Annotated in this window: 12 protein-coding genes; 10 read left to right on the top strand and 2 right to left on the bottom strand. The window is 72.5% G+C overall.

Annotated features, from left to right (window positions below):
* Positions 1-66: 66 nt before the first annotated feature.
* Positions 67-462: an SHOCT domain-containing protein gene (locus AC3RKB_RS04550; protein WP_491434790.1), complete on the bottom strand. Its 396-nt coding sequence runs from the start codon at positions 460-462 to the stop codon at positions 67-69.
* A 169-nt stretch (positions 463-631) separates the two neighbouring features.
* Between AC3RKB_RS04550 and AC3RKB_RS04545 the strand changes: the two genes are divergently transcribed.
* The 6 genes from AC3RKB_RS04545 (at position 632) to AC3RKB_RS04520 (ending at position 5,776) form a co-directional block, all read left to right on the top strand.
* Complete coding sequence (locus AC3RKB_RS04545) at positions 632-1,063, top strand: DUF6325 family protein (RefSeq protein WP_491434789.1); 432 nt, start codon at positions 632-634, stop codon at positions 1,061-1,063.
* Positions 1,064-1,074: 11 nt separating this feature from the next.
* Positions 1,075-1,434 carry an SHOCT domain-containing protein gene (locus tag AC3RKB_RS04540; protein ID WP_491434788.1) on the top strand — a complete coding sequence of 120 codons (360 nt, stop codon included), beginning with the start codon at positions 1,075-1,077 and terminating at the stop codon, positions 1,432-1,434.
* A 75-nt stretch (positions 1,435-1,509) separates the two neighbouring features.
* Positions 1,510-2,583, top strand: a complete 1,074-nt coding sequence (locus AC3RKB_RS04535; protein ID WP_491434787.1) for an AI-2E family transporter — start codon at positions 1,510-1,512, stop codon at positions 2,581-2,583.
* 87 nt (positions 2,584-2,670) lie between these two features.
* Entirely contained in the window at positions 2,671-3,819 is a 1,149-nt protein-coding gene (locus tag AC3RKB_RS04530; protein WP_491434786.1) for a type III polyketide synthase, read from the top strand.
* Positions 3,820-3,822: 3 nt separating this feature from the next.
* Positions 3,823-4,584, top strand: coding sequence for a methyltransferase domain-containing protein (locus tag AC3RKB_RS04525; RefSeq protein WP_491434785.1), 762 nt, complete (start codon positions 3,823-3,825; stop codon positions 4,582-4,584).
* Positions 4,577-5,776, top strand: coding sequence for an FAD-dependent oxidoreductase (locus AC3RKB_RS04520; RefSeq protein ID WP_491434784.1), 1,200 nt, complete (start codon positions 4,577-4,579; stop codon positions 5,774-5,776). Before AC3RKB_RS04525 ends, AC3RKB_RS04520 begins: the two co-directional genes overlap by 8 nt.
* Before the next feature lie 112 nt (positions 5,777-5,888).
* Here the strand turns inward: AC3RKB_RS04520 and AC3RKB_RS04515 are convergent, their stop codons facing one another.
* Positions 5,889-6,338, bottom strand: a complete 450-nt coding sequence (locus AC3RKB_RS04515) for a nitroreductase family deazaflavin-dependent oxidoreductase (RefSeq protein ID WP_491434783.1) — start codon at positions 6,336-6,338, stop codon at positions 5,889-5,891.
* Positions 6,339-6,648: 310 nt separating this feature from the next.
* Between AC3RKB_RS04515 and AC3RKB_RS04510 the strand changes: the two genes are divergently transcribed.
* The 4 genes from AC3RKB_RS04510 to AC3RKB_RS04495 all read left to right on the top strand — a co-directional run bounded on the left by AC3RKB_RS04510 (position 6,649) and on the right by AC3RKB_RS04495 (position 13,832).
* Positions 6,649-8,859 carry an ATP-dependent Clp protease ATP-binding subunit gene (locus AC3RKB_RS04510; protein ID WP_491436750.1) on the top strand — a complete coding sequence of 737 codons (2,211 nt, stop codon included), beginning with the start codon at positions 6,649-6,651 and terminating at the stop codon, positions 8,857-8,859.
* 220 nt (positions 8,860-9,079) lie between these two features.
* Positions 9,080-10,621: a carboxylesterase/lipase family protein gene (locus AC3RKB_RS04505; RefSeq protein WP_491434782.1), complete on the top strand. Its 1,542-nt coding sequence runs from the start codon at positions 9,080-9,082 to the stop codon at positions 10,619-10,621.
* Positions 10,622-10,832: 211 nt separating this feature from the next.
* Entirely contained in the window at positions 10,833-11,885 is a 1,053-nt protein-coding gene (locus tag AC3RKB_RS04500; RefSeq protein ID WP_491434781.1) for a zinc-dependent alcohol dehydrogenase family protein, read from the top strand.
* Between the two features lie 189 nt (positions 11,886-12,074).
* A complete protein-coding gene (locus AC3RKB_RS04495; RefSeq protein WP_491434780.1) occupies positions 12,075-13,832 on the top strand; it encodes a S8 family peptidase in 1,758 nt (585 codons plus the stop codon).
* Positions 13,833-13,915 lie beyond the last annotated feature (83 nt).

The raw sequence follows: 13,915 nt of genomic DNA, 5'->3' as shown, positions 1-13,915 counted from the left end.
CGCGGCATCCGCCCCGCACGACGAACGGCCGGGCACTCGGTGCGCCCGGCCGTTCGGATGGACGGATCAGGAGTGGGAGAGGGCCTTCGCCTTCAGCGCCTCGTACTCCTGGGCGTTGATCGTGCCCGAGTCGAGGAGCGCCTTGGCCTTGGCGATCTCGTCGGACGGGCTGTGCGCTCCGGCCGTCTGGCGGATGTACTGGTCGGTCTGCTGCTGCATCTCCGCGGCCTGCTTGGCGGAACGGCGGGCCATGCCGTCACCGCGCGCGATGAGGTAGACCAGCGCGGTGAGGAAGGGCAGGAAGACCAGGAAGATGATCCAGATCGCCTTGAGCCATCCGTTCAGCTGGTGGTCGCGGAAGAGGTCGCCGATGATCGCGAACAGGGCGAAGAGGTAGGCGATGAATGCGAAGCTCCAGAAGAAGATCCACACGAAGTTCCAGAAGTTGTCCCAGAAGTCCACGGGGGTGTGCCTTTCAATCGGTGACGGGGACGACGAACCCGCCCCCTGAGCGTCACACTAGCGAGGCCCTTCGGCCGGGCTGGGACTTTCGGCACTTCGGCGCGCCGAGGCGTCGACTTGAATCGTCAGGGCGGCGAGCGCCGCGACATCCGGGAAGGCAGGGGAACCGATGGCCGAATTGGAGTACGGACCGGTCGACATCTACGTCGTGAGCTTCGAGGGCGACCGGCCCGACGATGCGACGCTGGCGGCGCTCGGCGACCTGATGGTGGGCGACGAGATCCGCCTGCTCGACCTGCTGATCGTCGCGCGCGGGGAGAACGGCGAGGTCACGGTGCGCGAGTTCGAGGAGTTCCGCGACGACTACGGGTTCACGGTCGTCGAGCTCGAGGCCTCAGGGGTGATCGGCGACGAGGACATCGACGACCTCTCCGACGCGATCCCGCCGGGCATGGCGGGCGCGATCATGGCGATCGAGCTGCTCTGGGCGAAGAAGCTCGCCTCGGCGTTCGCGGCGTCGGGCGGCGAGGTGCTGCAGGTCGAGCGCATTCCCGCAACGGTGGTCAACGAGGTGTTCGCCGCCGCGGCGGCGGCGGAATAGGAGAGGAAGACATGCCACTTGGACGAGGAGGCCGGCCGGGACTGATCGGCATGGCGGCGCGGACGGCGGTGGTCGCCGGAACCGCGACCGCGGTGAGCGGGAGGGTCGCCCACCGCCAGCAGGGGAGGTACGCGGACCAGCAGGCCCAGGAGCAGGCCGCAGCCCAGCAGCAGTGGGAGGCGGAGCAGTACCAGGCCCAGCAGGCGGCGGCCGCACAGGCCGCCGCGGCCCCGCCGCCCCCGCCTGCGCCCGCGGCGCCGGCCGGCGGGGTCGACGTCGTCGCCGAACTCCAGAAGCTCGCCGCGCTGAAGGATCAGGGCATCCTCAGCGACGCCGAGTTCGCCGCGGCGAAGGCCAAGCTGCTCGGCTGATGCCACGACCGACGGGATCCGCGCCGACGAGCGGGTCCCGTCGGTCGTCGCTCCGGCGTTCACTATCGTGGCGCCATGAGCGGTGAACGCACGGAGACGACGCCCGCGCCGAGCCTGCGCGGCGCCGTGATCGTCATCGCGGTGCTGCTCGCACTCGCCGCGCTGTGGTTCGCCCGCGAGATCGTCGCGCCGCTCGCGCTCGCCGCGGTGCTCGTGATCATCGTGCACCCGATCCGGCACCCGCTGCAGCGGCGTGGCTGGCCGCGATGGGCGGCGACCACCGTCGTCGTCGCCGTCGCCTACCTGATCCTCGGTACGCTCGCGGCGCTGCTCGTCTTCGCCGGGTACGAATTCGGCCTCCTCGTGGCCGACGTGCTCGACGAACTCGACGCCGCGGCCGGATCGCTGGCGACGTGGCTGGGTTCCGTCGGGCTCGACGCGCAGGCCTCCGACGCCACGGCCTCCGCCCTCGACCCCGCGGTGCTGCTCGACGTCGCGCAGGGCCTGAGCGGCTGGCTCCTCGGCTTCCTGACGGCGGCGTTCTTCGTGCTCGCCTACGTGATCTTCATGGCGGCGGACGCGGCACGCTACGGTCGCGCCGAGCAGGCGTTCGGCGACGCCGTCCGCCCAGCCCTCGGGCGGGTCCGCGCCTACAACTCCTCGGTGCGCCGCTACTACGTCGTGAATGCGTCGTTCGGCCTGGTCGTCGCCGTCATCGACGGGCTCGCGCTCTGGGCGCTCGGCGTGCCCGCTCCGGCGGTGTGGGCCATCCTCGCCTTCGTCACGAACTTCATCCCGAACATCGGCTTCGTGCTCGGCCTCGTGCCGCCCGCGGTGCTCGCCTTCGTCGTGGGCGGCCCGCCCCTGATGCTCGCGGTCATCGCGGTCTACAGCGTCGTCAACGTCGTGCTGCAGGTGCTCGTCCAGCCCAAGTTCATCAGCGACACCGTCGACCTCTCGCTCACCCTGAGCTTCTTCTCGGTCGTGTTCTGGACGTTCGTGATCGGCCCGCTGGGCGCCATCCTGTCGATCCCGCTCACGCTGCTGTTCCGCGACGTGCTGCTCGATCGCGACCCCGGGGCGAGATTCCTGCGATGGCTGTCGGGCGACGCGAAGATCCCCCAGCAGACTCCCGGCGGAGCACCCTAGACCGGCCCGCACCGGCGTGGTTAGTCTGCAAGCGGGAGAGGGGGCACCCATGCCGCAGCACCGACGCACCGATCCGAGGCCGACGGCATGAGCGCGGGAGTGCACCTCCGCGGCCTGTCGACCGCCGTGCCGCCCACGATCCTGCCGCAGCCGGCCGTGCGCGACGTGTTCCGCGCGCAGCCGGGCCTCAACCGCCTGGCGCAGCGCATCATCGGCACGTCGTTCGACGTGTCGGGCATCGAGCGGCGCTACACCGTGCTCGAGGAGCTCACCTTCGACGACCGCGGCGACGACCCGATCTTCTTCGACCGGTCGAGGGGCGAGCTCATGCTGCCGGGCACCAAGGCCCGCAACGAGATCTACGCGGTCGAGGCGACCAAGCTCTACCTCGAGGCCGGGCGGCTCGCGATCGAGGCGACGCCCGGCGTCGAGGCATCCGACATCACGCACGTGGTGACCGTGTCGTGCACCGGCTTCTATGCGCCGGGCCCCGACTACATGCTCGTGCGCGACCTCGGCCTCGGGCCGGCGGTGCAGCGCTACCACCTGGGCTTCATGGGCTGCTACGCGTCGATGCCGGCGCTGCGCACGGCCGCGCAGTTCTGCGAGGCCGACCCCGACGCCGTCGTGCTCGTCGTCAGCGTCGAACTGTGCACGCTGCACCTGCGCTCGTCGAACGACCCCGACACGATCGTCGCGTCGTCGCTGTTCGCCGACGGCGCGGGCGCGGGCATCGTGACCGCGCGCCCGCTCGAAGCTGGGGAGCGGGCCCTCGCGCTCGACCGCTTCGAGACCCGCATCACTCCGGTCGGCGAGGGCGACATGGCGTGGAAGATCGGCGACCACGGCTTCGAGATGGTGCTCTCCAACGCCATCCCCGCGATCATCGACGACCACATCACCGGCGCGCTCGAGCCGCTGTTCGCCCCCGACGACGAACTGGCCGAGGCGCTCGCGACCGATTCCGCGGGCGAGCGCGTCGCGCACTGGGCGATCCATCCGGGCGGGCGCAGCATCCTCGACAAGGTCGAGTCGCGGCTACAGCTCAGCGAGGCCCAGCTGGTGCCCGCGCGATCGACGCTGCGCGACTTCGGCAACATGTCGAGCGCGACCGTGCTCTTCGTCATGCAGCACATCCTCGATCAGGCCGGCTCGGTCGACGGCGACCGGGTCGCCGCCATGGCGTTCGGCCCCGGGCTCACCGTCGAGTCGGCGCTCATGACGGTGAAGGGCTGACGGATGGCGCGACCCGCCGCGGGCGAACCCGGCCTTCTCCACGCACTGGCCACGATCGACCGCCGCGACGCCGACGCGCGCGAGCGCATGGACGACCCCGGCGCCGATCCCGCCGCGCTCGAGCGGACCTTCCGCCGGTTCGACCTCGTCAACCGCATCGTGTCGCGCCCCGCGGCGGTCTACGAGGAGTGGGTCCGGCCCCGCCTCGGGCCGACGCACGCCGCGCGACTGCTCGACATCGGCGCGGGCGGCGGCGACCTGCCGCACCGCATCCTCGGCCTCGCGGAGCGCGACGGCTTCCGACTCGAGGTGCTCGCGATCGATCCCGACGAGCGCGCGGTGCGGGTCGCGTCGCGTCATGAGGGCCCCCGGTTCCACGCACGCGTCGCAACCACCGCCGACCTCGTCGCCGAGGGCGAGACGTTCGACGTCGTGTGGTCCAACCACGTGCTGCATCACCTCACGCCCGAGGAGCTCGGGTCGCTGCTGGCTGACACCGAACGGCTCGTCGCACCCGGCGGCATCGGCGTGCACGGCGACATCGAGCGCGGCCCCGGCGCGTACCTCGGGTTCTGGGCCGCGACGCTGCCGTTCGCGTGGAACGTGCTCGCCGGCTCGTTCATCCGGCCCGACGGGCTCACCTCGATCCGGCGCAGCCACACGGCACCAGAGCTCGCGGCCGCGATCCCCGACGGATGGCGCGTCAAGCGCGGGTTCCCGTCGCGGCTCGAGCTCGTCTGGGGCAATGAGATCGACGATGGATGACGCGGACGGCCCGATCCACGACGTCGCCGTCGTGGGTGCGGGCTCGGTCGGGCTGCTGCTCGCGTGCCTGCTCGCGCGACGCGGGCTCGACGTCGTCGTGCTCGAGCGGCGCGCCGGGGCCGCCGCAGCCGACGCTGCCGGCTCGGAGGGCGCGACCGGTCAGCCCGCGACGACTGCTGCGCCGTCTCGTGCGATCGGCATCCACCCGCCGGGGCTCCGCGCGCTCGACGCCGCCGGCGTCGGCGACGAGGTGCGCCGCCGCGCGGCCGAGATCCACGACGGCCGGGTGACCTGCGACGGCCGCACGCTCGGTGCGATGCGGTTCGCGAAGTCGGGCATCGTGCGCTCGCTGCCGCAGCGCGAGGTCGAGGCGCTCCTCGAGGAGCGGATCGCGGCCGCGCCGTCGGTGCGCGTGCGTCGTGGGGTCGAGGTCGCGCGCCTGCGCGACCGCGGCACCCACGTCGTCCTCGACGGAACCGAGGCCGGCTCGCCGGTCGCGGTGGCCGCGCGCTACGCGGTCGGCGCCGACGGGGTGCGCAGCGGCATCCGCTCGCTCATGGGCGCCGACTGGCTGCCCCGCCGCGGCCGAGCGAGCTACGTGATGTGCGACACGCGCGACGACACCGGGGCGCGCGAGAGCGCCCTGCTCCACTTCGAGCCCGCCGGGGTGGTCGAGTCCTTCCCGATGCCCGGCGGGCAGCGCCGCTTCGTCGCGTGGGTGCGGCGCACGCCGGCCGACCTCGACGCCCGAGCCGTGGCGACCATCGTCGCGTCGCGCACCGGGGCGAGCTTCGCGACGGATGCCGCCGGCCCGCCGACCGCGTTCGAGGCCGCGCAGCACCTCGCGCGCCCCATGGCCGCGGGTCGCGTCGCGCTCGTCGGCGACGCCGCGCACGAGATCAGCCCCATCGGCGGGCAGGGCATGAACCTCGGATGGAGCGACGCCGTGCACCTCGATCGGGAGCTCGCCGCCGCGATCGCCGCGGGCGCGCCGATCGACGTGTTCGCGGCCTACGACCGGTCGCGGCGGGCGGCCGCGCTGCGCGCGACCCGCCAGGCGGCGTTCAACATGCGGATGGGCGCGCCGGCGTCGGGCGTGCGGCTGCGCACGCGGAACGCGGCCGTGCGCGTGCTGGCGCTGCCGGGCCTGCGCGGCCTGCTCGCGCGCTCGTTCACGATGCAGTGGCTGTGAGGGCTCGCGGCGCGGTCCTCGCCGCCGTTCCCGCCCGCCGAGTGTTCCCGTTCGGTCCGAGCGTGCCCCGTCCAACGGTGCAGCTCGCGACGTACGGGAACAGTCGACGTGCTCAGGCCACCGTCGGGTCGAACGGCGTGAGCACGAAGATCGGGATCTGCCGGTCGGTCTTCGCCTGGTAGTCGTCGTACGCGGGCCACACCTCGGTCGCGCGCGCCCACCAGAGGTCCTTCTCGTCGCCCGTGACCTCGCGTGCGACGTAGTCGCGGGTGACATCGCCGTCCTGGAGCTCGACGTGCGGCTGCTTCACGAGGTTGAAGTACCAGGCGGGGTGCTCGTGGTGCCCGCCCTGCGAGGCGACGACCGCGTACTCGCCGTCGTGCTCGACGCGCATGAGCGCGGTCTTGCGGAGCTTCCCGCTCTTCGCGCCGACGGTCGTGAGCACGATCACGGGCTTGCCGCGCAGCGTGTTCGCCTCTCGCCCTCCTGTCGCCTCGTAGGCCTCGGCCTGGTCGCGTGCCCACTTCGACGTGCTGGGTGCGTACTCGCCCTGCAGCGGCATCCGTTCCTCCTCGTTCAGGTCCTTGCTCGACGCCAACGCCCGACCCGTCCCGCAGATTCCCGCCACCTCACCCCACCCCGGGCCGCGCTGCCCTCCGCGAATCCCGGGTTGGTGCGGGTGCACCCGCAGAAAACCGGGACTCGGGTTGGTGGTGGTGGGCCCCGCGCCATCCGGTTACCGTGAAGGACGGGGGAGCGGACCGGCCCGTGCGTCCGCGACGACGCGAGTGCGCGGCATCCGGAATACGAACCCCTTCGCAGAAGTTGAGCGTAGTAGGCTCAAGTTTGAAGAAGGGAGTCCCGTGGCCAACATGCAGGGCGCGCCGTCGACGCAGGAGGAGCAGAAGTCGGCGCTCGAACAGTACGGCGTCAACCTCACCGAGATCGCGCGGCAGGGCAAGCTCGACCCGGTGATCGGCCGCGACGCCGAGATCCGGCGCGTCAGCCAGGTGCTGACCCGCCGCACGAAGAACAACCCCGTGCTCATCGGCGAGCCGGGCGTCGGCAAGACGGCCGTCGTCGAGGGGCTCGCGCAGCGCATCGTCGCGGGCGACGTCGCCGCGTCGCTGAAGGACAAGCAGCTCGTCGCACTCGACATCTCCGCGCTCGTCGCCGGCGCCATGTACCGCGGCCAGTTCGAGGAGCGGCTCAAGGCCGTGCTCAAGGAGATCAACGAGGCCGAGGGCCGCATCATCACGTTCGTCGACGAGCTGCACCTGCTCATGGGCGCGGGCGGCGGCGAGGGCTCCGTCGCGGCATCCAACATGCTGAAACCCATGCTCGCGCGCGGCGAGCTGCGGCTCATCGGCGCGACCACGCTCGACGAGTACCGCGAGTACATCGAGAAGGATGCCGCGCTCGAGCGCCGCTTCCAGCAGGTGTTCGTCGGCGAGCCGTCCGTCGAGGACACGGTCGCGATCCTCCGCGGACTCAAGGGCCGGTACGAGGCCCACCACGGCGTCACGATCACCGACGCCGCGCTCGTGGCCGCGGCATCCCTCTCGAATCGCTACATCACGGCCCGCCAGCTGCCCGACAAGGCCATCGACCTCGTCGACGAGGCCATGAGCCGCCTGAAGATGGAGATCGACTCGAGCCCCGTCGAGATCGACCAGCTCAAGCGCGAGGTCGACCGGCTCAAGCTCGAGGAGCTCGCATTGAAGAAGGAGAAGGACGACGCCTCGAAGGAGCGCCTCGAGCGCCTGCGCGAGATCCTCGTCGACAAGGAGCGCGAGCTCGTCCAGCTCGAGGAGCGCTGGTCGCGCGAGCGGATGTCGCTCAACCGCGTCGGCGAGCTGAAGAAGCGGCTCGACGAGGCCGTGACCCAGCGCGACCGCGCGATGCGCGAGGCCGACTACGCGACCGCGTCGCGGCTGGAGTACGAGACCATCGCGCAGCTGCAGCGCGACCTGGAGGAGGCCGAGCGCGCCGAGGAGGCGCCCGACGAGCCGCGGATGGTGAACGAGCAGGTGACCGAGGAGGACATCGCCGCGGTCATCGCGCAGTGGACCGGCATCCCCGTCGGCCGGCTCATGCAGGGCGAGACCGAGAAGCTGCTGCACCTCGAGCAGGAGCTCGGGCGACGCGTCATCGGCCAGAAGCGGGCCGTCGCCGCGGTCGCCGACGCGGTGCGCCGCGCCCGCGCCGGCGTGTCCGACCCCGACCGGCCGACCGGATCGTTCCTGTTCCTCGGCCCGACCGGCGTCGGCAAGACCGAGCTGGCGAAGGCGCTCGCCGAGGTGCTCTTCGACGACCCGCACGCCATGGTACGCATCGACATGTCGGAGTACGGCGAGAAGCACACGGTCTCGCGCCTGGTCGGCGCCCCTCCCGGCTACATCGGCTACGAGCAGGGCGGCCAGCTGACCGAGGCCGTGCGCCGCCGCCCCTACTCGGTGATCCTGCTCGACGAGGTCGAGAAGGCGCACCCCGAGGTGTTCGACGTGCTCCTGCAGGTGCTCGACGACGGCCGGCTGACGGATGGCCAGGGCCGCACGGTCGACTTCCGGAACGTGATCCTCATCCTCACGTCCAACCTCGGCTCGCAGTACCTCATCGACCCCACGCTCTCGTGGGAGGAGAAGGAGCAGGCCGTGATGGCCGGCGTGCGCCAGGCGTTCAAGCCCGAGTTCGTGAACCGGCTCGACGACCTCGTGGTGTTCGCGACGCTCTCCGAGGAGGAGCTCGGCGAGATCGTGAACCTCCAGGTCGATCGGCTCACGGCCCGGCTGCACGAGCGCCGCCTCGAGCTCGGCGTCACGCCCGACGCGCGCACCTGGCTCTCCGAGCGCGGCTACGACCCGCTCTTCGGCGCGCGTCCGCTGCGCCGGCTCATCCAGACCGAGGTGGCCGACCGGCTCGCGCGGGCGCTGCTCGCGGGCGAGATCCGCGACGGCGACACGGTCGTGGTCGGGCTCGATCCGAGCGGCGAGCACCTCGAGGTGACGCGCGCCGAGGCGCCCGGCGAGGCGCCGGTCGGCGGCGACCACGACGTGATCGACGCCGAGATCGTCGAGGAGTAGGCGGCGGGCGTCCCGCTCGACGCCGAGCGTTTCCGCGTCGAGTGTTTCCGTTCGCGCCGGATGTTGCCGCTGGAGCGGGAACACTCGGCGCGAACGGCAACACTCGCGCGGGCGCGGGCGCGGGCGCGGGCGCGGGCGGGGGCGGGGGCGCGGGCGCGGGCGGTGGCGAAGGCGACCGGATGTCGCCTCCCGTTCACCCGCGGTCCGTAGCCTGCGGCGCATGGGGGACCCGCTGATCGTCGAGACCGACGCGGGCGCGGTGCGGGGTCGCCGCCGCCGCGGGACCCTGCAGTGGCGCGGAATCCCGTACGCGGCGGCGCCGACCGGCGAGCGGCGCTTCCGGGCGCCCGCGCCGGCGGCCGGCTGGGACGGCGTGCGCGACGCGTCGGAGTTCGGGCCGGTGGCGCCGCAGCTGCGCCGGGCCCAGTTCCTCGGGGCCGCCGACCACCTGCCGCGCAGCGAGGACTGCCTGACCGTGAACGTCACCGCACCCGAGCCCGCCCAGACCGGCGGCCCGGGCCGCCCGGTGATGGTGTTCATCCACGGCGGCGCGTACAGCGTGGGCTCGTCGCACGAGTACCCGCGCCAGGGCGAGCGGCTCGCGCGCCAGCACGGCATCGTCTACGTGAGCCTCGACTACCGGCTGGGGGCACTCGGATGGCTCGACCTCCGCGCGTACTCGCAGCCGCCCCATCCGATCGAGGTGAACCTCGGGCTGCGCGACCAGGTCGCCGCGCTCGAGTGGCTGCGCCGCAACATCCGCTCGTTCGGCGGCGACGCCGACCGCGTGACGCTCTTCGGCGAGTCATCGGGCGGCAACTCGGTCACGACCCTGCTGGCCGTGCCATCCGCCGAGGGTCTCTTCGCGCGCGCGATCGCGCAGAGCTCGCCGGCGAACGCGGTGTACGCGCCCGAGGTCGCGCAGCGCTGGGCGGGCGAGTTCGTGCGCATCCTCGCCCGGCTGGTCGACGACGACGACCTCGACAGCGAGTCGACCGAGGATGCCGCGGCGATGCTCCGCGCGGCCGACCCCCTGCGGCTCGCCGAGGCGACCGCCGCGCTCACGATCCGGACGCCCGACGAGCATCCCGGCACGATCGCCCTCGCGCCCGTGATCGACGGCGAGTTCCTGCCGCATCGCCCGCTCGACGCGTGCCGCGACGGGCTCGCACACCGCGTGCCGCTCATCGTCGGCACGAACGACCGGGAGGGGTCGCTGTTCGAGGGCCGCATCGACATCCTGCCGACCACGAAGCCGCGCATCCGGGCGATCTTCGCGAACACCCCGAAGAAGGCGCGCAAGGCGATCAAGGCGCGGTACCCGGGGCTGCCCGAGCGCCGCGCCTCGGCCGACTTCGCGGGCGACTTCACGTTCTGGTTCCCCACCGTGAAGGTCGCCGAGCGGCACTCCCGGTGGGCGCCGACCTGGTGCTACCGGTTCGATGCGGCCCCGCGGATGGCGCGGCTCCTCGGTCTCGACGCGACCCACGGGCTCGAGCTCTTCGCACTGTTCGAGAAGTTCGACACGCGGGTCGGCATGGGCCTCACGGTGCTCGGCGGGCGGCGGATGTTCCGCGCGGTCGGGCGAAGGATGCAGGCGCACTGGGCCGGCTTCGCGGCATCCGGAACGCCCGGCCCCGGCTGGCCGCGTTACGACGAGACCCGTCGGCGCACGCTCGTCTTCGATCGCGTCGACCGGGTCGTCGCCGATCCGCGACGCAAGAAGCGGCTCGCGTGGCAGGCATTCGTGCCGCACGTGTGAGCGCTGGGCGAGGGCTCCGCGGCATCCGCCCATCTCACTGAGGCGGATGCCGCGGCAGCACCCCGAGTCACCTGAGGAATGCTCGTGATTGCGGTGGCTCGGACGGTACTCCCGACATCCCGACGCGGGAACCCCCCGTTCGCGCGTCGACGGGCTCCGTCGACCTCGCCGCGAATCGACCGGCCGCCCGGCCGCGCGTAGGCTCGAACCCATGCTCGCCACCGTCATCCACGCCGCCCGTGACATCCGCGTCGAGGAGGTGCCCGACCCCGAGCTCTCGACCACCGGCGCTGACGCGATCGTGCGCGTGGTCGCCGCCTGCGTCTGCGGTTCCGACCTCTGGCCGTACCGCGGCATCACGCCGACGAACGAGCCGCACCGCATCGGGCACGAGTTCGTCGGCGTCGTCGAGTCCGTGGGCTCCGACGTGACGGCGGTGAAGCCCGGTGACTTCGTGATCGCCCCGTTCTACGTGTGCGACGGCACGTGCGTGAACTGCCGCAACGGGGTCAGCACGTCGTGCGTGCAGGGCAGCTGGTGGGGCGGCGAGGATCGCTCGGGCGGGTTCGCCGACGGCGGGCAGGGCGAGCGCGTGCGCGTGCCGCTGGCCGACGGCACGCTCGCGGTCGTGCCCGGCCCGGTCGCCGACGACGAGATCCCGGGGCTGCTCACGCTCTCCGACGTGATGGGCACGGGCCACCATGCGGCGGTCTCGGCGGGCGTCGGCCCCGGCGACTCGGTCGCGGTCGTGGGGGACGGCGCGGTCGGACTCTGCGCGATCATCGCTGCGAAGCGGCTCGGCGCGACCACGATCATCGCGATGTCGCGGCACGCCGACCGTCAGGCGCTCGCGCGCGAGTTCGGCGCGACGCACGTCGTCGAGGAGCGCGGCGATGAGGGCGTCGCGCGCGTGCAGGAGCTCACCGGCGGCATCGGCGCCGACCGCGTGCTCGAGTGCGTCGGCACCAAAGAATCCATGGACCAGGCGCTCCGGTCGGCGCGGCCCGGCGGCATGGTCGGGTTCGTCGGCGTGCCGAACGGCGGCCCCGAGCTGCCCGTGCGCCTGATGTTCAACCGCAACGTCGGCGTGAACGGCGGCGTCGCGCCGGTGCGCGGGTACATCGAGGAGCTGCTGCCCGACGTGCGCTCCGGCGCCATCCGCCCCGGGCTCGTGTTCGACCTCGAGCTGCCGCTCTCGCAGGCGGCCCAGGCGTACGCCGCGATGGACGAGCGGCGCGCGACGAAGGTGCTCCTGCGGCCGTAGCGCCGGCTCCGGCGACGAGCGGATGTCGCGACCTCCGCGCCGTGCCGACCGCCGCGGTTCGATAGCCCGGATGAGCACGAACCGGAGGCGACCCTTCCCTTCATCGGTGGGGTGTGCCAGCATTGCGCGAGTGTGCGCACCCCCCGAACGGGTGCCGCCCGAAGAAGGGAATCCATGTCTATGAGAGTGATGCGATCCATCGCCGCGACATCCGTGCTCGCCCTCGCCGTCACGGGCCTCGCGGCCGCGTCGGCGGGCGCCGCCACCGCCGCCCCCGCCGACGGTGAGCAGCAGTACGTCGTGCTGTTCGAGGAGGGCACGACCGCGGCCGACGCGCGCGCGGCCGTCGAGGCCGCGGGCGGCACGATCGTCAGCGAGAACGCCGAGGTCGGCGTCGCCACCGTCGTCACGAGCGACGCGGCGTTCGCCGCATCGGCCGCTGCGCAGGGCGTCATCGAGGGCACCGCGCAGAACCGCGTCATCGGCGGCGTGCCCGACGATGCCGCCGCGAAGGCCGAGGCGAAGCGCAAGGCCGCCGATGAGGCCGTCGAGCGCGAGACCCGCCTGGGCGCCGACGAGGCCGCGGCGCTCGGCAAGCCCGCCGACCCGGGCAAGCCGGTGAAGGGCGCCGAGCCGCTCGCCGATCTGCAGTGGGACATGCAGCAGATCGACGCGACCGTCGACGGCTCGTACGCCGTCGAGCGGGGCGACAAGAAGGTGAAGGTCGGCATCATCGACACCGGCGTCGACGGGAGCCACCCCGACATCGCCCCGAACTTCGACGGCAAGCTGAGCCGGAACTTCACGGTCGACATCCCGGTCGACGCGAACGGCGACCCCGTCGACGGCGCCTGTGAAGACGAGGTCGACGGCTCCTGCGAGGACGCCGCCGACGTCGACGAGAACGGCCACGGCACGCACGTCGCCTCGACCATCGGCTCGCCGATCAACGGCATCGGCATCGCGGGCGTCGCGCCCGAGGTCTCGCTCGTGAACCTCCGCGCCGGCCAGGACTCGGGCTACTTCTTCCTGCAGGCCTCCGTCGACGCGCTCACCTACGCGGGCGAGAACGGCATCGACGTCGTCAACATGAGCTACTACGTCGATCCGTGGCTGTTCAACTGCATCGACCACCCGGCCGACAGCGCCGAGGACCGGGCCGAGCAGCAGACGATCATCACCGCCATGCAGCGCGCGCTCGACTTCGCGCGCGACAGCGGCGTGACGCTCGTCGCCGCGGCCGGCAACGGCGCGAGCGACTACACCAAGGTGATCTCCGACGCGTCGAGCCCCGACTTCGCGGGCGTCCCCGGCGAGGTCGCGTACGTGCGCGACCTGCTCGACCCCGAGTCGTGCGTCTCGATGCCGACCGAGGGCGAGGGCGTCATCTCGGTCTCGAGCACCGGTCCGTCGGAGCGCAAGTCGTACTACTCGAACTACGGTGACGACTTCGTGGATGTCGCGGCGCCGGGCGGCGACGTGTACGACACGGCCGCCGGCACCCGCGACTACGCGGCCGGCATCCTCGCGGCCTACCCGGCGGCGCTCGCCGAGGCCGAGGGCGCGATCGACGAGAACGGCGACGTGGTCGTGCCGTGGGCGGTCAAGAGCTGCGACGACAAGGGCACGGAGTGCGCGTACTACCAGTACCTTCAGGGCACCTCGATGGCCTCGCCGCACGCGGCGGGCGTCGCGGCGCTCATCGTGAGCCAGTACGGCGAGCGCCAGCGCGGCGGCGGCCTGGGCATGAGCCCGGCCGACGTCGAGAGCGCGCTGCTCGAGTCCGCGACGGCGAAGGCCTGCCCCGACCCGGCGGCCTTCACCTACACGCGCACGCTGCCGACCGGCCAGGTCGTGACCGCGACGCACACGTGCGAGGGCACCGAGGAGTCCAACGGCTTCTACGGCGCCGGCATCGTGAACGCGCTCGCGGCCGTGGGCGGCTGATCGGCGGGGTCTCGTCGTCCCGCTGAGAGGCACTGGAGGGGCGGATGTCGCGCACGCGGCATCCGCCCCTTCGCAGCTCCGGT

Source organism: Agromyces capsici (assembly GCF_058349965.1).
Note: the sequence above shows the minus strand (reverse complement) of the source record. Positions and strands in the feature narration are given on the sequence as shown.